The organism is Streptomyces sp. NPDC052023 (assembly GCF_044548465.1).
Lineage (GTDB): Bacteria > Actinomycetota > Actinomycetes > Streptomycetales > Streptomycetaceae > Streptomyces.
Map to the genome: position 1 here is coordinate 1 of NZ_JBIUBW010000037.1, position 22,944 is coordinate 22,944.

14 protein-coding genes are annotated in these 22,944 nt (G+C 71.1%); 9 read left to right on the forward strand and 5 right to left on the reverse strand.

Features of this window, described 5'->3' with window-relative positions; genetic code table 11:
- Positions 1–12: 12 nt before the first annotated feature.
- The 7 genes from ACIHCM_RS36565 (at position 13) to ACIHCM_RS36595 (ending at position 14,643) form a co-directional block, all read left to right on the forward strand.
- Positions 13–7,848 (forward strand): amino acid adenylation domain-containing protein, encoded by a 7,836-nt coding sequence (locus ACIHCM_RS36565; RefSeq protein ID WP_399906117.1) that lies wholly within the window; start codon positions 13–15, stop codon positions 7,846–7,848.
- A gap of 75 nt (positions 7,849–7,923) precedes the next feature.
- Entirely contained in the window at positions 7,924–8,142 is a 219-nt protein-coding gene (locus ACIHCM_RS36570) for an MbtH family protein (RefSeq protein ID WP_399906067.1), read from the forward strand.
- Positions 8,143–8,201: 59 nt separating this feature from the next.
- Entirely contained in the window at positions 8,202–8,969 is a 768-nt protein-coding gene (locus tag ACIHCM_RS36575) for a thioesterase II family protein (RefSeq protein ID WP_399906070.1), read from the forward strand.
- Entirely contained in the window at positions 8,966–10,789 is a 1,824-nt protein-coding gene (locus tag ACIHCM_RS36580; protein ID WP_399906074.1) for an amino acid adenylation domain-containing protein, read from the forward strand. Before ACIHCM_RS36575 ends, ACIHCM_RS36580 begins: the two co-directional genes overlap by 4 nt.
- Positions 10,786–12,048, forward strand: coding sequence for a cytochrome P450 (locus ACIHCM_RS36585; protein WP_399906078.1), 1,263 nt, complete (start codon positions 10,786–10,788; stop codon positions 12,046–12,048). Before ACIHCM_RS36580 ends, ACIHCM_RS36585 begins: the two co-directional genes overlap by 4 nt.
- 1 nt (position 12,049) lies before the next feature.
- Entirely contained in the window at positions 12,050–13,789 is a 1,740-nt protein-coding gene (locus ACIHCM_RS36590) for an AMP-binding protein (RefSeq protein ID WP_399906082.1), read from the forward strand.
- A gap of 77 nt (positions 13,790–13,866) precedes the next feature.
- Positions 13,867–14,643 carry an O-methyltransferase gene (locus tag ACIHCM_RS36595; protein WP_399906085.1) on the forward strand — a complete coding sequence of 259 codons (777 nt, stop codon included), beginning with the start codon at positions 13,867–13,869 and terminating at the stop codon, positions 14,641–14,643.
- A gap of 73 nt (positions 14,644–14,716) precedes the next feature.
- Here the strand turns inward: ACIHCM_RS36595 and ACIHCM_RS36600 are convergent, their stop codons facing one another.
- The 5 genes from ACIHCM_RS36600 to ACIHCM_RS36620 all read right to left on the reverse strand — a co-directional run bounded on the left by ACIHCM_RS36600 (position 14,717) and on the right by ACIHCM_RS36620 (position 20,986).
- Positions 14,717–15,754 carry a ketoacyl-ACP synthase III family protein gene (locus ACIHCM_RS36600; protein WP_399906088.1) on the reverse strand — a complete coding sequence of 346 codons (1,038 nt, stop codon included), beginning with the start codon at positions 15,752–15,754 and terminating at the stop codon, positions 14,717–14,719.
- 14 nt (positions 15,755–15,768) lie between these two features.
- A complete protein-coding gene (locus ACIHCM_RS36605) occupies positions 15,769–17,907 on the reverse strand; it encodes a thiamine pyrophosphate-dependent enzyme (protein WP_399906091.1) in 2,139 nt (712 codons plus the stop codon).
- 70 nt (positions 17,908–17,977) lie between these two features.
- A complete protein-coding gene (locus ACIHCM_RS36610) occupies positions 17,978–18,733 on the reverse strand; it encodes a thioesterase II family protein (RefSeq protein WP_399906094.1) in 756 nt (251 codons plus the stop codon).
- Positions 18,734–18,787: 54 nt separating this feature from the next.
- Positions 18,788–19,972: an NAD(P)/FAD-dependent oxidoreductase gene (locus ACIHCM_RS36615; protein WP_399906097.1), complete on the reverse strand. Its 1,185-nt coding sequence runs from the start codon at positions 19,970–19,972 to the stop codon at positions 18,788–18,790.
- Between the two features lie 156 nt (positions 19,973–20,128).
- Entirely contained in the window at positions 20,129–20,986 is an 858-nt protein-coding gene (locus tag ACIHCM_RS36620) for a pyrroline-5-carboxylate reductase family protein (RefSeq protein WP_399906099.1), read from the reverse strand.
- Positions 20,987–21,092: 106 nt separating this feature from the next.
- Between ACIHCM_RS36620 and ACIHCM_RS36625 the strand changes: the two genes are divergently transcribed.
- A complete protein-coding gene (locus ACIHCM_RS36625; RefSeq protein ID WP_399906102.1) occupies positions 21,093–21,725 on the forward strand; it encodes a sugar O-acetyltransferase in 633 nt (210 codons plus the stop codon).
- Between the two features lie 75 nt (positions 21,726–21,800).
- Complete coding sequence (gene dnaN, locus ACIHCM_RS36630; RefSeq protein ID WP_399906104.1) at positions 21,801–22,931, forward strand: DNA polymerase III subunit beta; 1,131 nt, start codon at positions 21,801–21,803, stop codon at positions 22,929–22,931.
- The last annotated feature ends 13 nt before the right edge of the window (positions 22,932–22,944 follow it).

Below are 22,944 nucleotides of genomic sequence, written 5' to 3' on the forward strand. Positions count from 1 at the left end.
CCGTTCGAGCATCTGGTGGAAGTTCTCAATCCGCAGCGGTCCTTGTCGCATCACCCGCTCTTCCAGGTGTCCCTGGCCCTCCAGAACACCCCGCAAGGCACGTTCGAACTGCCGGGCCTCGAACTCAGCGCCGAACCGAGCTCGACGGGCACCTCGCGCTTCGACCTCTTCGTGAGCCTGTGGGAGCGACGGACCCCCGACGGGTCTCCCGACGGCATCGACGGCGTCGTGGAGTTCGCCACCGACCTGTTCGACCGCGGCACCGTCGAGACTCTTGTCGTCCGCTGGGAACGTGTCCTGGAGGCGTTGATCGGTGCTCCGGACGGCCGGATCGGGTCGGTCGACGTGCTGTCTTCGGATGAGCGGCGGTCTCTGCTGAGTCGTGTCAACGACGGTGGTGCTCCGGCTCCGTGGGTGCCGCTCGCGGTCTCCGTGGAGCGGCAGGTCGCGCGGGATCCCGGTGCCATCGCGGTGGTGAGCGGGGACGAGCGGCTGACCTACGAGGAGTTGAACGCGCGGGCGAACCGGCTCGCCCGTGTGCTGCTGGAGCGGGGCGCGGGCCCCGAGACGGTGGTGGCGCTTGCCCTGCCCCGCTCCCTCGACCTCGTCGTGGGATTCCTGGCCACCCTGAAGGCGGGCGCCACCTACCTGCCGATCGACGTCGAACTGCCCGCCGAGCGCATCGCCTTCATGCTGGCCGACGCCGCCCCCGCCGCCGTGGTGACGGCGCAGACGTGGGCGCACGTCCTTCCCGACGGCAGCGAGCCCCTGCTCCTGGACGACCCGGCGCTGGCCAAGGAACTGGCCCAGCGGTCCGCCGCGGACGTCACCGACGCCGAGCGCGGCGCGGCCCTGACACCCGACCACGGCCTGTTCATCCTGTACACCTCGGGCACCACCGGCACCCCCAAGGGCGTGGTCATGCGCGCCGGTGTCTACGCGAGCATGCTGGTCTGGCACGAGGGCATCGTCGGCGGCGGCGTGGGCCGGCGCGTGGCCCAGTTCACCGCGCTCACCTTCGATGTGTCGGTCCAGGAGATGCTGTCCACCCTCACCGCGGGCAAGGAACTGTGGCTGCCGTCCGAGGAGGTGCGCCGCAGCGGTGAGCTGCTGGCCCGCTGGCTGGACGAGAACGGCATCGCGGAGCTGCACGCCCCCACCCTCGTCATCGAGGCGGTCTGCGAGGCGGCCAATGAGCACGGCCTGCAGATGCCCGAGCTCCGGCTGATGTCCCAGGCCGGTGAGGCGCTCAAGCTCAGCAGGAACATCCGGCGGTTCTTCGCCGCTCACCCGCGGGCGGAGCTGCACAACGTCTACGGCCCCACCGAGACGTACGCCATCACCGCGGAGGTGCTGACGCGCGAGGTGGAGGAGTGGCCCGCCGCGGCGCCGATCGGCCTGCCCATCCCCGGTCAGCGGGTGTACGTGCTGGACGAGGGGCTGCGGACCGTGCCGCCGGGCGTTCCCGGCGAGCTGTACGTCGCCGACCGGGGCGCGGCCCGCGGCTATGTGAACCGGCCCGGTCTGACGGCGGAGCGGTTCGTGGCCGATCCGTACGGTCCGGCGGGCTCGCGCATGTACCGCACCGGTGACCTGGTGCGCTGGCGCGCCGACGGCAAGCTCGACTACCTCGGCCGTACCGACCACCAGGTCAAGGTCCGTGGCTACCGGATCGAGCCGAGCGAGATCGAGGCCACCCTCACCGCCTGTCCCGGAGTCGACCAGGCGGTCGTGCTGACCGACACCGACAACGGCCCCGCACGGCTGCTCGCCTATGTGACCGTGGCGGACGGTGCCGATGTGTCCTCCGGATCTCTGCGCGACTATGTGGCCGCCCGCCTGCCGGACTACATGGTGCCGTCGGTGATCATGGTCCTGGACGCGCTGCCGATGACGACGAACAGGAAGGTGGACCGGCGGGCACTGCCCAAGCCGCGGTTCGACACGGTCGACCGCCGCCGGGCGCGCAGCCCGCGCGAGGAGATCCTGTGCGAGCTGTTCGCCGAGGTGCTCGGGGTGCCGTCGGTCGGTGTGGAGGACAACTTCTTCGACCTGGGCGGGCATTCGCTGCTGGCAACGCGGCTGATCAGCCGCGTGCGTACGGTGCTCGGTGCCGAACTTCCGATTCGTACGCTCTTCGAGCGGCCGACGGTGGGGGGGCTGGCGGGGGCGCTGGACGACTCGGGCGAGGTGCGCCCGCCATTGCGGGCGGGGCGGCGTCCCGAGGCGGTGCCGCTGTCGTACGCGCAACGCCGGCTGTGGTTCCTGCACCGCCTGGAAGGCGTCACCCCCACCTACAACATGCCCGCCCAGCTGCGGCTCTCCGGCACGCTGGACGAGCAGGCGCTGCGTGCGGCGCTGGGTGACGTGGTCGCCCGGCACGAGAGCCTGCGCACCGTCTTCCCCGAGATCGACGGCGTACCCCGCCAGCTGATCCTCGACCCCGCCGAAGCCGAGGTCGACGTCACGGTCACCGACGTCTCCACCGGTGGCCTCGGAGCCGCCCTGGCACGGTCGGCCGGGCGCGGCTTCCAGCTGGAACGTGAACTGCCGCTGCGCTTCGCGGTGTTCGTGCGCGGCCCTGAGGACTACCTGGTCCTCGTCGTGCTGCACCACATCGCCGGCGACGGCTGGTCGATGGGCCCGCTCACCCGGGACCTGGAGCAGGCGTACGCGGCGCGGCGCCGGGGTGAGGCCCCGGTGTGGGAGCCGTTGCCGGTGCAGTACGCGGACTACACCCTGTGGCAGCGTGAGCTGCTGGGCTCGCCGGACGACCCCGACAGCCTCCTCAGCGCGCAGCTCGCCTTCTGGAAGGACGCGCTGGCCGGGCTGCCCCAGCAGCTGAACCTGCCCGCCGACCGGCCGCGCCCCGCGGTGAACTCCTACCGCGGCGACGCCCTCGGCCTGCGCTTCGACCCCGCCGTGCACGAGGGCGTGGTGGCGCTGGCGCGCGAGTGCGGTGTCAGTGTGTTCATGGTTCTGCAGGCGTCGCTCGCGGCGTTGTTCACGCGTCTGGGCGCGGGGACGGACATCGCGCTGGGTACGCCGATCGCGGGGCGTACGGATCAGGCGTTGGACGAGCTGGTCGGGTTCTTCGTGAACACGCTGGTGCTCCGGACGGACACCTCGGGCGATCCGACGTTCCGTGAGCTGCTGGCGCGGGTGCGGGAGGCGGACCTGGCCGCGTACGCGAACCAGGACCTGCCCTTCGAGCACCTGGTGGAAGTTCTCAATCCCCAGCGGTCCCTGTCCCACCACCCGCTCTTCCAGGTCATGCTCGCCCTGCAGAACGCCCCCGGCGGACAGATGGAGCTCCCCGGAGCCGACGAGCGGCCGGAGCGTCCCGACGAGCAGGGCGAGCGCGTCGGAACCTCCCGCTTCGACCTGTTCTTCAACGTGACCGAGACGTACGGCTCCCAGGGCGAGGTCAGCGGCCTCGACGTCGTGGCCGAGTTCAGCACCGACCTGTTCGACCGCGGCACCGTCGAGACTCTTGTCGTCCGCTGGGAACGTGTCCTGGAGGCGTTGATCGGTGCTCCGGACGGCCGGATCGGGTCGGTCGACGTGCTGTCTTCGGATGAGCGGCGGTCTCTGCTGAGTCGTGTCAACGACGGTGGTGCTCCGGCTCCGTGGGTGCCGCTCGCGGTCTCCGTGGAGCGGCAGGTCGCGCGGGATCCCGGTGCCATCGCGGTGGTGAGCGGGGACGAGCGGCTGACCTACGAGGAGTTGAACGCGCGGGCGAACCGGCTCGCCCGTGTGCTGCTGGAGCGGGGCGCGGGCCCCGAGACGGTGGTGGCGCTTGCCCTGCCCCGCTCCCTCGACCTGGCCGTCGCCCTGCTGGCCACCGCCAAGACCGGTGCCGCGTTCCAGCCCGTGGGCCCGGACTGGCCGCAGGAATGGACCGCGTCCGCCCTCGCCGCCACGTCACCCGTCGTCGCCGTGACCGTGTCCGGTGCGGCGGCGGCCCTGCCGCAGGCGGCCACCGCACTGGTCCTGGACGACCCGGACCTGCTCGCCGACCTGCGCGAGCGGCCCGCCCACGACATCACGGACGCCAAGCGCCCCGCCCCGAACACGGCCGCCCACGCCGGGTACGTCGTCCACGCACCGGGCCCGGAGGGTGATCCGCTGCCCGTCGTCGTCCCGGGCACCCGCCTCACGCACCCGACCGCCCCCGGCGTACGGCCGCACCCGGCCGCGCCCGCCACCGAGCCGGGCGTACGGGACTTGCTCGCCGCGCTCGCCTCCGGAGCGACGCTCGACCTCTCCGCGGCCCAGGAGCACGATCCGGCGGCGCTCGCGGCGCGGAAGCACACCCCCCGGCCCGAGGGCGGAACCCGCGCCTATGTGCTGGACGACCGGCTCAGGCCCGTGCCGCCACAGGTACCAGGCGAGTTGTACCTCGTCGGCCCCGGACTGGCGCGCGGCTACGCCGGCCTGCCCGCCGTCACCGCCTCCCGTTTCGTGGCCGACCCTCATGGGGCACCCGGAGTACGGATGTTCCGCACCGGCGAGGCCGCGCGCTGGGACGCCGACGGAACGCTGCGCCTTCTCGGGCCCGTCGAGGAGCAGGTCGAGGTACGTGGACTCCGCGTCGACATACCGGCCGTCGAGGCAGCCATGGACAGCTGTCCCGGGGTGCTGCGATCCGCGCTCGTCGTCCGTGCCGACGCGTCCGACGCGCCGACGGGGGAGGGCGTCACACTCGTCGGCTACGTCGTCCCCGCCCCCGGCGAGGTGATCGACACGGCAGCCCTGCGCCGCCAACTGCGCGAGCGGCTGCCGGACCCGATGGTCCCCGACGTGGTGCTCACGCTGGACACCCTGCCGATCACCACCTGGGGCACCCTGGACCGCGCCGCGCTGCCGGCGCCGCGGTTCGGCCTCGCCCGGCAGCACACGGCCCGGGCACCGCAGGAGGAGATCCTCTGCGAGCTGTTCGCGGACATCCTCGGCATCCCCGAGGTCTCCGTGAACGACAGCTTCTTCGACCTGGGCGGTCACTCGCTGTTGGCCACCCGCCTGACCTCGCGGATCCGGACGGTGCTCGGCGTCGAGCTGGGTGTGGGACATCTCTTCAAGGCCCCCACCGCCCGCGAGCTGGCGACCCTCATGGACGAGATGCGCGCCGACACGGTACGGCCCCCGCTGCTGGCGGCCGACCGCGAGGACCCGGTGCCGCTGTCGTTCGCGCAGCGCCGCCTGTGGTTCCTGCAGCACATCGAGCCCGGCCTGACCGCGTACAACATCCCGCTCGTCCTGCGGCTCACCGGCCGCCTCGACACGCAGGCCCTGCGCCGGGCGCTCGACGACGTACTGGCCCGGCACGAGTCCCTGCGGACCGTCTTCCCGGAACGGGACGACACTCCGCACCAGCTCGTGGTGGAGGCCGGCCGGGCGCGCATCGACTACACCGTGACCGGCACGGACGAGGAAGGACTCGCCCCGGCGCTGTCCGCCGCCGCCGAGCAGGGTTTCGACCTGGAGCGCGATCTCCCGGTCCGGGCCACGGTCTTCCGGCTGCGTCCCGACGAGCACGTCCTGCTGCTCGTGCTGCATCACATCGCCGGCGACGGCTGGTCCATGGGCCCGCTCACCCGTGACCTGGGGCTGGCCTACGCCGCCCGCTGCCGCGGGCAGGAGCCCGCTTGGGAACCGCTGCCCGTCCAGTACGCCGACTACACGCTCTGGCAACAGCGGCTCCTGGGCGCCATCGAAGACGAGAACAGCCTGCTCAGCACTCAGGTGGTCTACTGGTCCGAGGCGCTGGCCGGGCTTCCGGAGCGGATCGAGCTGCCGTTCGGCCGGCCACGCCCGGCCGTGAACTCCTACCGCGGCGACGTCACGGCGCTCGAACTCGACGCGGCGCTGCACCGAGGGCTGGCCGACCTGGCCCGGACCAGCGGCACCAGCCTCTTCATGGTGCTGCAGGCCGGACTGGCCACGCTGCTGTCCCGGCTGGGAGCGGGTGACGACATTCCGCTGGGTACCCCGGTCGCGGGCCGCATGGACGAGGCCCTGGACGACCTGGTCGGCTTCTTCGTCAACACGCTCGTCCTGCGCACCGACCTCTCCGGCGACCCCACCTTCCGCGAGCTGCTGGAGCGGGTGCGGGAAGCCGACCTGGCGGCCTACGCCCACCAGGACCTGCCCTTCGAGCACCTGGTGGAGCTGCTCAACCCGCAGCGCTCGCTGTCCCACCACCCGCTGTTCCAGGTGTCCCTGGCGCTGCAGAACACGCCCCAGGGAGCCTTCGAACTGCCCGGTCTCCAGGCGGAGATGGCGACCGTCGAGCCGAAGTCGGCCAAGTTCGACCTCTCCTTCCAGCTCTACGAGCGCCGGACCCCGGACGGCGGGAACGCCGGTATCCACGGCGCGGTGGAGTACTCGACCGACCTGTTCGACCGCGCCACGGTCGACGCCCTCCTGGCGCGCTGGCGGAGCCTCATGGAAGCGCTGGTGGCCGCCCCCGACGAGCTGGTCAGCCGGATCTGGCGGCGCGACGGCGCGGCGGACCGGCCGGCCACCACGCCGCCGGCCGGGCGCATCGAACTCGCCGAGATCACGGCGGCGGTCACCTCGCACCCCGAGGTCGTCGAGGCCGAGTTGGTGGTGCGCGAGGACCGGCCCGGTGAGCCTCGCCTGATCGTCTACGCGTCCGCTGTCGAAGGGCACGGGCTCGACGAAGCCGCCCTCATGTCCCACCTGCGCGACCGCCTGCCCGAAGCGCTGCTGCCATCCTCGGCGGTGCTGCTGGAGCAGCCGCCGGCCGACGGCGACGAGGACGACGAGCCGCACGGCACGGCGGACACGGCCGGCGCCGCCACGGTCCGTCCGCCCGGCTCGCCGCGGGAAGAGCTGCTGTGCGCCGTGTTCGCCGAGGTCCTCGAACGGCCCGTGCCGAGCGTCGACGCGGGATTCTTCGAGCTCGGCGGGCACTCCCTGCTCGCGGTCCGTCTGGTGCGGCGCATCCAGGAGACCCTCGGCGCCCGGATCAGCGTGCTCGACCTGTTCGAGGCGCCGACCGTCGCCGAGCTGGCCCACAAGCTGGACGAGGGCACAGACACCGATCCCCTCGGTGTCATCCTGCCCCTGCGCCCCCGCGGCGACCGGGAGCCGGTCTTCTGTGTGCACCCTGGCTCCGGGGTGAGCTGGTCGTACGCGCGGCTCGCCCAGTACCTGCCTGCGGACCGGCCGCTGTACGCCCTCCAGGCGCGTGGCCTGACCGGCGGTGAACCGCGTCCGTCCGACGTCGAGGAGATGGCCGCCGACTACCTCCGGCAGATCCGGTCCGTGCAGCCCGAAGGCCCCTACCACCTGCTCGGCTGGTCCTTCGGCGGCGTCGTGGCCCACGCCATCGCCACACGGCTCCAGCAGGAGGGCGAGAAGGTCGCGACGCTGACCATCCTCGACGCCTACCCGCTGAGCGCGCTGGCCCGGGAGGTGCAGGTCCCCGACAAGCAGGAGATCGTCTCGGGTCTGCTGGCCTTCCTCGGACACCCGGTCGAGGAGGGCGCCGAGCTCGACTTCGCCGAAGCCGTGGAGATCATGCGCGGCCGGGGCAGCGCCCTCGCGGCCCTCGACGACCGAGCCATCGAAGGCGTCGTGGACACCTTCTACAACAACATCCTGCTCCAGCGCGCCTACGAACCGGAAGTGTTCCAGGGGCCGGTCCGTCTGATCACGACCAGCGCGAACGCTCATCCCGACTGGCCCGGTCCGGACACCTGGCGGCCGTACGTGGACGGCGAACTGCGCGTCCACGACGTCGCCACCGAGCACGGCCGGCTGCTGGACACGGAGGCGCTGGCCGCCTACGCCCCGATCGTCGCGGCCGACCTGGACTGACGCCGGCCGACCGACCGGAACCGCCACGGTGGGCGCGCGCCGCGCCCACCGCCCGTACCGAGAAGAAGGAATGACATGACGAACCCGTTCGACGACCCGGACGCCACCTACCTCGTGCTCGTCAACGACGAGGGGCAGTACTCGCTCTGGCCGGCCTTCGCCGAGGTCCCGGCGGGCTGGACCATCGCGCACGAGCAGGACACCCGCCAGGCCTGCCTCGACCACATCGAGGCGAACTGGACGGACATGCGACCCAAGAGCCTGATCGAGGCCATGGAAGGCTCCGCGACCTGACGACGCCGTGGTGACCCGCACACCGGAGACAACGGCACGCGCTACTTCGAGGTAAAGCAATGGAAACCAGGTCCCGCCCATCCAGCACACCACCACGGTGGCTGCTCCGCCGTCCCAAGGAGGGCGCCGCGGCCCGCCTCTTCTGCCTGCCGTACTCCGGTGTCGGGGCATCCATGTACGCACGCTGGCCGCGGCGGATCGGCCTGGCCGAGGTCTGCCTGATACAGCTGCCCGGCCGGGAGAACCGGGCCAAGGACCCGCACTACGGTACGTACGAGGCACTCGCCGACTCGCTGACTGAGGCACTTGAGCCGTACCTCGACGTGCCCTTCGCATTCTTCGGACACTGCAGCTCGGCGCTCGCCGCCTACGAGACTGCGCGGCAGCTGCACCGCAAGGGCATGCCGGTGCCCGACCGGCTCTTCATCTCCTCCCAGGTCGCCCCGCACGACGGGCCGTACGGTCGCTTCCTCGGCATGACCGACGACGAGCTGGCCGCCGAACTCGCCGAACTCACCCGGGCGATGGGCGGCGAACCCGACCCCGAGGTGATCCGGTTCGGCCTCGGCGTAATGCGCGCCGACGTGGAGGCGAACAAGCAGTACCACCTCCCCGCTCCCGAGCCGCTGCCCAGCGGGATCACCGTGCTCGGCTGGAGGGACGACACCGAGGTGGCGCCCGCCCTGATGACGGGATGGCGCCAGTACGCCGACGACGTGCGCTTCGCCACGCTCCAGGGCTCCCACCACAGCTTTCTGACCGCGCCCCCGGCGCTGCGCGCGGAACTCGAACTGGACCTCAAGACCGCCTTGGAGGGCAGGCAGTGACCGGCGACCCCCTGTCGGCCGCGCGGGCCGACGCCTCCTCCGTACACGCGCTCCTGGCCACCCGGGCCGCGGCCACCCCCACGGCCGCGGCGGTGACGTGGCGCGACCTGACGCTCACCTACGAGGAGCTCGACACCCAGGCGAACAGGCTGGCACACCACCTGCGCGCGCGGGGCGTGCGGCTCGAAACGCCCGTGGCGCTGTACGTCGAGCGCTCCCTCGACCTCGTCGTCGGCCTGCTCGGCATCCTGAAGGCGGGCGGCAGCTACCTGGCCCTGGACGCCACCATGCCACCGGAGCGGCAGCGCGCCGTCCTCGCCGACGCCGGCGTGGCGACGATCCTCACGCAGGAGAGCCTGCTGCCCGTCGCCACGGAAGGGCTCGACGTCGTCTGCCTTGACCGGGACCGCTCCGAGGTGGACCGGATGCCCGGCACCGCCCCGGCCGTCGACGTCCACGGCGACAACATCGCCTACCTCGCGTACACCTCCGGTTCCACGGGCACTCCGAAGGGCGTCGCCGTCCCGCACCGCGCCGTCCTGCGGCTCGCCCTCGACCCGGACCACATGTCCATGGCAACTGACGACGTTGTCCTGCAGTTCGCGTCGCCCGCCTTCGACGCGTCCACCTTCGAGATCTGGGTGCCGCTGCTGGGCGGGGCGCGCCTCGCCGTGTACCCGGACTCCGGCGTCTCCCTCACCACCCTGGTGGACACGGTGGCCCGAGAGGGCGTCACCGTGCTGTGGCTCACCGCGGGCCTCTTCCACCGGCTCACGGAGCGCCAGATCGCGAAACTGTCCGGCCTGCGCCGGCTGCTCGCCGGAGGCGACGTCCTCTCCGCCGCCCAGGTCGACCGGGTACGCGCACTCCTGCCCGACCTGCAGGTCGTCAACGGGTACGGCCCCACTGAGAACACCACGTTCACCGCCTGCCACCTCGTCACCGAGACGGCCGGCGCCGTAGGCGTGCCCATCGGACGTCCCCTCCTCGGCACCGGCATCCGGATCCTGGACGACAAACTGCGCCCGGTACCGGACGGCGAACCCGGAGAGCTCTACGCCACCGGCGAGGGCCTGGCCCGCGGCTACGCGCGGCGCCCCGCCGCCACCGGCGAGCGCTTCGTGGCGGACCTCTTCGCCGACCGCCCCGGCGCGCGCATGTACCGGACCGGTGACCTCGTGCGCCGCCTTCCGGACGGAACGCTGGAGTTCCTCGGCCGCATCGACCAGCAGGTCAAGATCCGCGGTTACCGTGTGGAGCCGGGAGAGACGGAGGCCGTGCTCATCGCGCAGGCCGGGGTGCGCGACGCGGTCGTCGTACCGCAGCCCGGCCCCGACGGCGACCGCAAGCTCGTCGCCTTCTACGTGCCTGAACGCGGTGCGCGGCCTTCCACGCTGGCCCTGCGCCGGCGGCTGGCCGAGACGCTCCCCGACTACGCCGTACCGGCTTCGTTCATCCAGCTCGACGTGCTGCCCCTGACGGTCAACGGCAAGGTCGACCGGGCGGAGCTCGCCGAGCGGGTCAGCGAGGAACGACCCGAGGCCAGCGCCGAGTTCGCGCCGCCCCGCACCGAACTGGAGGAGGCGCTCGCCACCGTCTGGGCGGACCGGCTCGGCCTCACGGAGGTCGGCGTGCACGACGACTTCTTCGAGCTCGGCGGCTACTCGCTGGTGGGTATGCAGATCACCGCTGAGGTCACCGCCGCCTACGGGGTCGCCATCACCCCGCAGCGCTTCTACGAGAACGCCACCGTCGCGAGTCTGGCCGGGGTCGTCGAGGAGCTCCTGGCCGAGCACCAGGGCGGAGAGGAACAGCCGTGAGAATCACCGTTCCGCCAGAGCGGCCGGACGTCGACCTGAAGAAGATCGACCTCTTCGACCCGGGCCTGTACGCCGACGGCGATCCGCACCCCATCTGGAAGGTGATGCGCGAACAGGCACCGGTACACCACCAGGTCCTCGCGGACGGTCGTGCCTTCTGGTCGGTCACCCGCTACGCCGACGCCTGCCGGGTGCTCGACGACCATGAGTACTTCACCTCCGAGCGCGGCACCCTGCTGCTCGCCCTCGACGTCGGCGACCCGGCCGGCGGCAAGATGATGGCGGCCACCGACCCGCCACGCCACTCCGCGCTGCGGGACCCGCTGGCACGTGCCCTGTCTCCCAAGGCGCTGGCGTCACGGCAGCACCATCTGCTGGCCGCCGTCCACAGCATGCTCGTACCCGCGCTGACCGAGGACCACTGGGACCTCGCCACGGCCGCCGCCGCATTCCCGATGGCCTTCACCGGCGCCCTGATGGGCGTCCCGGAGCAGGACTGGCCGAGGCTCACCCGGTGCACGACGATGGCCATCGCCCCGGACGACACCGAGTTCCAGGAGGGCGACAGCGCGACGACGCTCATGAGCGTCCACCACGAGCTCTTCGGGTACTTCGCGGACGAGATCAGGGAACGCGCGGGCGATCCACCGGACGACCTCATCGGCTTCCTCATGACGATGAACGCCGGTGGCGAATCGCTCGACGTGCATGAACTGGTCTACAACTGCTACAGCCTGCTGCTCGGGGCGAACGTGACCACCCCGCACGTACTGACGGCCCTGTTCCTGGCCCTGATCGAGGACCCGGACAGCTTCCGCCGCATGGCCGAGACGCCCTCCCTCGTCTCGAGTGGAGTCGAGGAGGGGCTGCGCTGGTCCTCACCGGCCAACCACTTCATGCGGTACACCCTGCGGGACGTCACCCTCGCCGGACAGCACATCCCCGCGGGTTCCGCGATGGCGGTCTGGCTGGGCTCCGCCAACCGCGACGAGTCGGTGTTCGAGGACCCGTACCGCTTCGACGTGGCGCGCAGCGGCAACCGGCACCTCGCGTTCGGCTACGGCAACCACTACTGCGTCGGCGCCTCGTTGGCCCGCATCACGCTGCGCATGCTGGTGAAGGAGATGTTCGCCCTGTTCGAGTCGATCGAGCTCGACGGGCCCGTGGAGCACCTGCGCTCCAACTTCGTGGCCGGAATCAAACACATGCCGGTGCGCACCAGGCTGCGCCCGGGCGCAGCCCAGACGTTGGCGGTGTGAGGTGCCCACACCCGGCCCGGAAGTCATCCCCGGCGGTCCGACCACCGCGTTCCGGCAGGCCCGCGATGTCCTGCTGACGCACTGCGCCGACCACGAGCGCGCCTGCCGGGAGTTCTCCTGGCCCCGGCTCACCACCTTCAACTGGGCCCTCGACTGGTTCGACGCGGTGGCGCGCACACCCGAGCGCCGCGGCGAGACCGCGCTGCGCGTGATGGACCTGGGGGCGGGAGCCGGTCACGACAAGTCCCTGACGTACGCCGAGATGTCCGAGCGCTCCGGCCAGGTCGCCAACTGGCTGGCGGACCTGGGCGTACGCCGTGGCGACCCGCTGCTGCTGATGCTGGACAACCGGGTCGACCTGTGGGTTACCCTGCTGGCCGCTATCAAGCTCGGCGCGATCGTCGTCCCCGCCACCACCCTGCTCGGCGAGGAGGACCTGATCCTGCGGGTGCGGCGCGCCGGTGTGCGGCATGTCGTGGCCCGGTCCGCCGACACCGCGAAGTTCCGCCGTATCTCGGGAATCCGAACCCGGATCGTCAGCCTGTCCGCGGCCGACGACGGCCGGGCCCCGGAGGGCTGGCACGACCTGAGCGAGGCCTCGCGGGCCGACCGCGTCTTCCGCCCCGAGGAGTCGACTCTCGCCTCGGATCCGCTGTTCCGCTATTTCACGTCCGGCACCACCTCCCAGCCGAAGCTCGTGGAGCACAGCCACGCCTCGTACCCCGTGGGCCAGCTGACGACCATGTACCTCATCGGCCAGCGGCCCGGCGACACTCACACGACGATCGCGCAGCCCGGCTGGGCCAAGCACGCGTGCAGCAACGTTTTCGCGCCCTGGTCCGCCGAGGCCGGTGTCCTCGCCCTGGCGCAGCCTCGCTTCGATGTCGAGGCGACGCTGGACGCGCTGGTCAGGGCCGAGGTGACGACGTTCTGCGCGCCGCCGACCGTCTGGCGCATGATCGTGCAGCAGCCGCTGAGCCGGTGGAAGGTCGCGCTGCGCGAGGCCGTCTCCGCCGGCGAACCGCTCAACGCGGAGATCATCGAGCGGATCAGACGCGCCTGGGGTGTGACCGTCCGTGACGGTTACGGGCAGACGGAGGCGACCGGACTGGTGGGCAACCCGCCGGGCATACCGGTGCGGCCGGGCTCCATGGGCCGTCCGCTGCCCGGATACCGGGTCGAGCTGATCGGTCCCGACGGACTGCCCGCGGACGAGGGCGAGATCTGCCTCGACGTCACCGAGCGCCCGATGGGCCTGACGACCGGTTACGCCGACGAGGAGGGCTCCCCGCACGATCCCTGCACGGGATCCTGGTACCGCACCGGGGACGTGGCCCAGCGGGACGCCGACGGCTACTACACCTACGTGGGCCGGCAGGACGACGTCTTCAAGTCCTCCGACTACCGCATCTCGCCGTTCCAACTGGAGAGCGTTCTGCTCCAGCACGAGAGCGTGGCCGAGGTGGCGGTGGTGCCCGCGGCCGACGAGAAGCGCCTGGTCGTGCCCAAGGCGTATGTCACCCTGGCCGCCACCGCCGTGCCGTCGAGCGACACGGCCACGGAGCTGTTCACCTTTCTGTCCACCCGCCTGGCTCCTTACCAGCGCATCCGGCGAATCGAGTTCGCGGAGCTTCCGAAGAATTCCTCGGGGAAGATCGAGCGGTCCCTGCTGAAGGCTTTCGAGATGTCGTCCGGAGAGCGAAAGGATTCAGAGTTCCGAGAGGAAGACCTGCTGAACTGACGCCTGTCCGCGGGGCGCAGCAGGATTCACCACCAGCGGTACCGCAAGTGTTCCAAGCAACGATGAGGGGGAACTCTGTGTTCCATCGCAAGGATGTAGTCTTCAAGAAGCCGTCGATCTTCCGGTCGGGAATCGAGGAGTACGCGGAGAATCATTCGACCCCGCCGTCCGAAGAGCTCAAGGAGCTGCACGCCGACACCGAACGGCTGTGCCCGGAGTGGGCCGATATCGCCACGTCGTCGGCGCAGGTGGCCTTCCTGTCGATGCTGGTCGACATGGTGGGGGCCAAGCGGGTTCTGGAGATCGGCACGTTCACCGGCCACGCCACCATCGGACTCGCGGCCGCGCTGCCGGACGACGGGGAGCTCGTCACCGTCGACAGCTACGTGGCCGACGAGCGGGCGCGGGACCTTGCTCTCAAGGCCTTCGCGCGCAGCGCTCACGGCCACAAGATCAAGCTTGTGGAGGCCAACGCGCTGGAGACCCTGCGCACACTGGAGGGCTCGTTCGACTTCATATTCGTCGACGCGGACAAGCCGAATTACGCCCACTACTTCGACACGATCCTCGAACGCGGGCTGCTCGCCAAGAGCGGGCTCCTCGCGATCGACAACACCCTGTGGGGTGGTATCGTGGTGGATTCGATGACCCAGAACTCCGATGAGGCGGAGCAGATCCTCGCGGCCGAGCGCGAGGAGCAGAAGGTCAGCGGCGACGAGTGGCTTTCCACCATGCTCACCGAATGGGGCGCCCACGTGGTCGCCTTCAACGACAAGGTGGCGAAGGACCCGCGGGTCCAGGCCGTGATGCTGACGGTCAAGGACGGCATCACCCTGGTCCGCCACGCTCGCTGACACCCGCACGCACCGACGCCTCGGGCCCCCGCGCACGCGCGGGGGCCCGAGGCGTCGGTGCGTCACGGCCGGTCTACCAGCCGGGCGGGTCCAGCACCTCGAAGACCGCCGCCGTCCACAGGTAGCCGATGCCCACCCCGATGGTGAGGATCAGGTCGCCGCGGCCGGCACGGCCGCTGGTGAGCAGGTGGTCGACGCCCGCGGACTGGTCACCCGCGCCGAGGTGCCCGTAGTCCTGGGCCCATGCGTAGACGGTGCGTTCCGGGTCGATGCCCAGCCCGCCGACGTAGGAGTACTCCACGATGGTCCGCCCGATGGCCGGGTGCACGACGAACGCCATCTCGTCCAGCTTGGCGTCGGCGTCGGCGAGCGCCTCCCGCACCACCAGGTCCAGGCTCTCGGCCGTCCTGGCGATGACCTCGTCGTAGCGGAAGGGATCGGCCAACAGATAGTCCCGGGTGCGGGTGCGCAGGTCGACGGGCCACTCGGCCGGGTCGGGGGCGACGGCCCAGCCGCCGGTGCCCCGGTACACCGGCTCCAGCGCAGGCACCGAGCAGGAGGCCGTCGAGCGCAGGCGTGCCACGCCCTCCCGGCGGGACAGCACGACGGCGGTGCCGGCGTCTCCGTACACCTGCTGGTTCTCGGTACGCCAGCGGTCCACGTAAGGCAGCCGGAAGGCGTCGCCCGTGGTGATGAGCGCGGCGGTGGTCCCGGGCCGGGCGGTCAGCTGCGCGGCGGCGAGCTCCAGCGCGGCGAGACCGCCGTTGGAACCCTGGCGGATCTCGACCGCCGGGCCGTGCCCGCCGACCGTCTCGCGCTGCACGTAGTGGGCGGGGGTCCAGAAGTCCTGTCCCTGGAACCCCATGCATGCGTGCAGCACCAGCGAGAAGTCCTCGGCGGCGTGCCCCGAGCGCTCCACGGCCCGCTGTCCCGCCCGCGCCGCCATGACGGCCGGCGCCTCGGCCTCCCCGGCGGTCCGCACCGCCCGAATACCGTTGGCCGCGTGCTCGTCCGGCGAGTAGCGTCCTGCCGCCACCGCGTCCTCGGCGGTTTCCACGCGCTCCGGGAAGTAGGTCCCGGAGCCCGCCAGATAGAGATGCTGCCAGCGCATAGCGACCTCCCGGGTCAGTGGGCCTTGATCAGCTCGTGGACGGCGGTGACGATGTCGGCGGTGCCGATGACCGCCTGCCGCTCCAGAACGGGTGTCACCGGCTGCACGTCCGCGCAGGCGATGTACGACAGGTGGGGCCGGCGGCCCTGGCGGCCGACGAGGTCGGCGATCAGCCGCGGCGCGATCGACTGGCCACGCGCTGCCGGGTCGACGAAGAGACCGTGTCCGGTGCGGGCCAGGGACGACTCGAGGGTGGCCCAGTCCGTCGAGAGGGTGTCGAGCGCGCGCAGGTCCACGACCTCGGCCGAGCAGCCGGCCGCCGCCAGCTCGTCGGCGGCCGCCCGCGCCCAGCTGACCCCGATCCCGTAGGAGAAGACGCTGACGTCGTCGCCCTCGCGGACGACCCGCGCGCCCTCCAGGGGCTGGCGGGACCTGAAATCGCCCTCCGACAGTTCGAAGACCTCGTCGTAGAGGGACGCGAATTCGATCAGCAGGACCGGGTCGTCGCAGCGCAGCGCGGAGTTCAGCGTGCCCAGATAGTCGCGGGGGTCGGCCGGGGCGTGTACGCGCCAGCCGGGGAACGAGGTGAACAGGCCGGACGGATTCAGTCCGTGCTGCGGGCCGTAACCGCGCCCGATCGGCACCTTGGCTCGTACGATCACCGGCGCCTGCGCCGTGTTGCCGTAAAGCGCGCGGATCATGCCGATGTGGTTGAACAGCTGGTCAGCGGCGATCAGGGCGAAGCTGCCGTACATCAGCTCCACAATGGGGCGCACCCCCGCCATGGCCGCCCCGCCCGACATCCCCACGAAACCGGCCTCGGAGATGGGCATGTTGACGATGCGTGAGCCGACCAGGCTCCGGTCGAGACGGCCCGCCTGCCACAGCAAACCGCCGGGGTTGGCCACCTCCTCCCCGAGGAAGACCACGTCGGACGACTCGCGCAGGGCGCGGGCGATGCCCTCGGCGATGGCGTTCCGGAACGTCCACTTGGTGCGCGGCGCCTGCTCGTCGGGCCCCTCCGGCGCCTCCTCCGGCGCCGTCTGCGCGGGGCCGCGGAGCAGCGTGCGGGTGTCCAGCACCGGCGCGACCGCGCTCGGCGCCGGCATGCCGTCGAAGGCCCGCTCGACGAACGCGGCCGCGGCCTCGCGGATCGCCTCGTCCTCGTCGGCCGTCAGCAGTCCCTGGGCGGCCAGCGTCCTCGGCAGCGATGCCATGGGATCGAGCTCCCGCCAGGCATCCTCCTCGGCCGGGCTGCGGTACCCGACGGCGCTGCCCCGCTCGGATCCGGTGTGGTCGAGGTGCCGGTACGTCTCCACTTCGATCAGCGCGGGCCCCGCACCTCGCCGCATCGACGAGAGGAAGTCCTCCGCGGTGCGGCAGAGCGCGGCGTGGTCGCCGCCCTTGACGGCCGCGGCCCGCAGACCATGGGCGAGCCCCTGCGTGGCGAGCGGCAGGACGGCCGACGCCTCCTCAGGCCGGGTCGCCTCGGCGTAGCCGTTGTTCTCCACGACGATGAGGAGAGGCAGGTGCAGGACGCCCGCGAGATTGGCCGTCTCGTGGAACGTCCCCTGGTTGACCGCGCCGTCGCCGATGAAGCACACCGCGCAGGCGTCGTCGTCCCGCAGCCGGTTCGCGAACGCCAGACCGGTGGCTATGGGGATCCCGCCGCCGACGATGGCGCTTGACCCCATGAAGCCGATCTTTGCGTGACGCAGGTGCATGGAGCCGCCGACTCCGTGGTTCACCCCGGTCGGACGGCCCAGGATCTCGGCGAAGGCGGACGTCAGCAGTTCGTGGGCGGCAGCCGACGGAGATTCCGTCAAGGGGTCCCAGGCGTCGTCCCCTGCCGTACGGGCCAGCCCTTGGGCGAGGAAGTGGTGGTGGGAGCGGTGGTTCCCGACCACCTGGTCGCCGTCCCGGAGGTGGCGGCAGACCGCCACGGCCACCCCCTCCTGACCGATGGAGGTGTGCACGGGACCGGAGACCTCTCCGCGGCCCGCGCAGTCGAGCAGCCGCTGTTCGAACGCGCGGATCACGGCCATGTCGAACAGCATGCGCCGGAACGCGGACCGCCCGATGTGCCGGAGGTCGGACGGTTCGGCGTGCTGGTACGCGATGCGCCCCGAGGCCTCGATGTATTCGTTCCGCATATGGATGACCTCACCCGTGGTGGCTGATGTTGATGGTGTGCAGTGGGCCGAGCTCGGGGGTGAGTCGGGTTCAGTCCTGGCGTAGCTGCTCGGCGACGTCGGCGACGAGGGCCTTCTCGTGCGGTACCAGGTAGAAGTGGTCGCCGTCGAAGACCCGGAAGCGGAAGCCGGCGGCGCTCACGGCGTTCCAGCCCTCCACGTCCGCCGTGGAGACCTCGGGGTCGGCGTCACCGACGTAGGCGGCGATCGGGCTCTTGACGGTCCGGACGTCCTGCGGCTGGTAGCCGCGCACCAGGCTGTAGTCCGCGCGGATCGCCGGAAGGACCAGCTCGCGCAGGTCCGGGTCGTCCAGGATGGCGCCGCTGTTCTTGTCCAGCCGCCGTACATCGGCGACCAGCGCCTCGTCGTTCCCCAGGTCGAAGTCGTAGGCGGGCAGCAGCTGGGGGGCGGGGCGCGCGGAGACCATGAGCCGGTGGAGGGTGAATCCGTGCCGGGCCTCCAGGCGGACGGCCACCTCGTGGGCGATCGAGGCACCCATGCTGTGCCCGAAGAAGGCCAGCGGCCGGTCCAGCAGCGGGGGCAGGGCCTCGGCGATCGCGTCCGCCAGCGGTTCCATCGTGTCGATGAACGGCTCGTTGAGGCGGTCCTCACGGCCCGGGTAGCGGAGGGACAGCACCTCCACGTCGGCAGGGACGTGTTTCGGCCAGGAGCGGAAAAAGCTCGCGGTGCCGCCGGCGTGCGGGAAGCACAACAGCCTGATGCGGGGATCGCCGACCGGCAGGTGGCGTCGGATCCAGCGGCTCGTGAGGCCGGTCGGAACGGTCATGGGAGGACTCCGGGAATCGGTGGGTTCGATGCGGAAGGGGGAGCGGGCCGGTGATCAGTAGAGGAGTTCCAGCAGCTCGGGCGTGTAGAGATCCTCCGTCGCGCAGTCCCCAGCCACGGCGGCGAAGTACCGTTCGGTGAACTCGGGCCTGCTCGCCACTGCCCGGAGCATGGCCAGCCGGTCCTTGTGCACCTTCAGCGCCGCGGTGAACAGCGTGCTCTGATAGCCGTCGACGAGCAGGTCCTCATGGCCGTCCGCGTAGGTCCGCAGCGCCGCGGCCAGCCGCGCCGGTTCCCGCAGATCCTCCCCGATGGCCCCGGCCAGCGCCTCGGCCTGCAGGAAGGCGTCGGTGATGCCCTTGGCGGTGATGGAGTCCTTGTGGTGGGCGGCGTCACCGACCAGAGCCCAGCCGGGGCCCGCGGCCCGGCGGAAGAAGTTGCGCTGGTCGCCGCTCCCGTAGAACTTGTCGCCCCGCTCCCGGTCCTCGATCCGCTCGTACACCGTGGGCGCCGTGGTCCGTACGGCGTCCAGGTAGGCCGTCTCGACATCCGCCCGGACCCGGTCGAACTCGGCCTGCGGGAAGTACGCGGCGACCAGGGTCATCCCGTCGTTGGTCGGGATCACGCCGATCCAGCGACCGGGTGCCTCGTGCAACTCGAAGCGGTCGAAGGCGACTTCCCAGTAGGTGTAGTACGCGCACGTCATGAGCGGGTCCTCCGCGACGAGGGGCGCCTGCACCGCCTCCGCCACCCGGGAGCGCATGCCGTCGGCGCCGACCACCAGCGCGGCCCGCTCCTCCACCACCGCACCACCGGACGTGCGGCAGCGCACCCCCACCACGCGGTCGCCCTCGAAGAGAACGCCCTCGACGGTGCAGCCCTCACGGAACTCCGCGCCCGCCGCGACGGCGGCGCGCGCCAGGATCGTGTCGAGGTGGTGCCTCCGTGGCGCGTAGGCGGCGCGCTGCCCGTCCACCGGCCAGGAGCAGCCGGAGAGTTCGACGTCGGCGACCCGGTACGTGGCCCGGTCCAGCGCCGGGACCCCCGTAGCGACGACGTCGTCCAGCACACCCCACCGGGCGAGCCGGGCGACACCGGGCTGATGGATGTAGAGGGTGGACAGCGTGTCCCTCGGGAACGTGGCCCGGTCGACCATCAGTACGCGGTGGCCCGCCTTAGCGAGTAGGAGGGCCGTCGAGGCACCGGCACATCGGGCGCCCACCACTATCGCGTCATACACGGCATGCCGCCTTCGTATCTGAGTGGGATGGTTCGCTGAGGACGGGCTGAGCTGGATCCGACGAGGGACGCTCCCGACTCGGTCACAGCGAGGCGGTGCCCATTGAACTTGATCATTTGCCCGAGGAGATCATCCTCTAGGGGGAGTTGGCGAGGGTCAAGTCGGTTCGGACCGTGGGGGTGTGACGACCTGAGCTCGGGCCACGGCCGCCCGTACCGCGTCGGCCATGCGACCCGAAACACCGTGCGCCACCAGCGTGTTGATGCCCGCCGCCGTGATCCCGCCGGGAGTGACCAGGGACGTCCAGGGTTCGGTGGACGCGGGGCCAGCCTGTCTGAGGAGAGCGGCGGCGCATTCCAGGGCCTCCACCGTGAAGAGCATGGCGTGCTCCGGTGCGACACCGGCAGCGCTCGCTGCCTCGCGGACGCCGGCGGCCGCCAGGGCGAGGAACGCCGCTCCGCTGCCGAGAGTCGACGCGGCCGTGTCCTGTTGGGCTTCCGGAATGGCGAGAAAGGTGCCGAGCGGGCGTAGCACGGTCCTCACGTGTTCCAGGGCCGCGGTGGAGACGGACGGCGCCGAGGAGACTGCCATCACTCCCGATTTCTCCAGCGCCGCCACATTGGTGGCCACGCGAAACGCGTGGACGGGCGCGGAGCCCGCGACCGACGCCATCCGCGCCAGTGAGTAGCCCGCCACGAAGGAGACGACGTGGCGGGCCGGTCGGGCCACTCGCAGTGATTCGGCCAGTACGGCGTCGGCCTGGTCCGGGCGGACGGCGAGAACCAGGATGTCCGCCCCCGAGGACGCCTCGGCGTTGTCCACCCCGGTCGTGATCCCGTACTCCCCGGCGAGTTCCCCCGCGCGCGTGCGAGACCGGGTCGTGGCCCGGAGACGGGACGGGCGGTGGCCGCCGGCGAGGAGCCGGGCCACCACAGTCCTTCCTATGTGGCCCGCTCCGAGGACCGTGACAAGTGGCGTCTGATGATCTGTAAGTCCCTCATCATTGTGCTGCATTGATCCCCCATCAGTTCTCACCCGAGTCTCGCACGGCCATGAAGGGGATCGGCGCAGGAGGTAGGCTCGTCGGAACAACAGTGTGATCCAGAGGGGGAGTCAGCCGGTGACGACGTACCGGGAAAAGATGCTCGCCGGTGAACTCTTCGTCTACGGTGACGGGCAGTTGGCCGCCGAGCGCCTGTCCGCGGCGCTGCTCGTCGAACGGTACAACGCCACCAGCGTCGGCGACCCGGACGGGCGTCGGACCATCCTCCGGGAACTGCTCGGCTCCGTGGGTGAGGGCATCGAGGTGCGCTCCCCCTTCCACTGCCTGTACGGCCGGAACATCTCCCTCGCCGACGGCGTGTTCGTGAACTTCGGCGGCGTGTTTCTGGACACCGCCCGCATCCGGATCGGCGCCGGTACCTTGATCGGCCCGCACGTCCAGCTACTCACCGCCACGCACCCCCTCGAACCCGGTCTACGGCGACAGGGTTACGAGTTCGGTGCGGAGATCGTCATCGGCGGCAATGTGTGGATCGGCGGCGGTGCCATCGTCTGTCCAAGCGTCACCATCGGTGACGACGCGGTGGTGGGAGCCGGCAGCGTGGTCACCAAGGACGTGCCGCCCGGTGCTCTCGTGTACGGGAACCCCGCGCGCGTCGCGGGTCCGTTGCCGTCGGGGGACGACCCCGGCGCCTGGACACCGCCCCGTCGGCGGGTGCGTGACGACGCCTGTCCCTCTCAGCCTGCTTGAGTGCCACGGGACGGACCGTGCTTGACTCGGTCCCCCTTGCAGAGAACGTGAACGACCCGAAGGTGGAGGGGCACCATGAAATTCCGTGTGGAGCGCGATGAGATCGTGGAGGCGACGGCGTGGGCCGCACGCAGTCTGGCCTCCAGGCCCGCTGTTCCGATCCTCGCCGGCATTCTGCTGAAGGTCGGCGAGAGGCTGACGGTGTCGGGATACGACTACGAGGTCTCCACCCGCGCCCAAGTCGATGTGGAGGTCATCGAGTCCGGAACGGCACTGGTCTCCGGCCGCCTGCTGGCCGAGATCATGCGCAGCATGCCGTCGGGTGTCATCGAGCTGGTGGGTGACGCGACCAAGGTCATGGTCGAGGGAAGCGGTACCCGTTTCACCCTCCAGACGCTGCCCGTCGAGGACTATCCGGCCCTGCCGGTCGTGCCGGGCCTGGCGGGTACGGTCGCCGGCGACGCCTTCAGCGCCGCGGTCGCACAGGTCTCGCTCGCCGCCTCGCGCGACGAGTCGGTCCCCATCCTCACCGGCCTTCACCTGGAGGCCAAGGGCGATGTGCTCACCCTGGCCTGTACGGACCGCTACCGCATCGCCATGCGGGAACTGAAGTGGAACCCCGTGGACCCCGAGGTGTCCCTCAGCGTCGTCGTCCCGGCCAAGGCGATCGCGCAGACCGCCAAGTCGATGCCGTCCGGGTCCGCCGTCTCGCTCAGCCTCGGCGGGAACGGTGACTCCGCCGCGGCCGAGACCATCGGATTCGAGTTCGAGGGCCGCAAGGCCACCTCGCGTCTGCTCGGGTCCGAGTTCATCAACTACCGGCAGCGGCTGCCCAAGGAGTTCGCCACGCGTGCCGCCGTGCGCACCGCGCCCTTCATCGACGCCATCAAGCGAGTGTCGCTGGTGGCCAACCGGAACTCTCCGGTGCGGCTGGCCTTCCAAGGCGGCGAGGTGATCCTGGAGGCGGCGACCGGCGACGAGGCCCAGGCCATGGCGTCGATGGACGCGCACATCGACGGCGAGGACATCACCATCGCCTTCAACCCACAGTTCCTTCTCGACGCGCTCAGTGCCGTCGACACCGAGGTGGCCGTGCTCAACTGCCAGGCGCCGCTGAAGTCGGCCGTGCTGAGCGGAAGGAACGCCGATGACGAGGATGTGACGGACTATCAGTGCGTCATCATGCCCGTCAGGATGTCGTACTAGAAAGCCGGAGAAC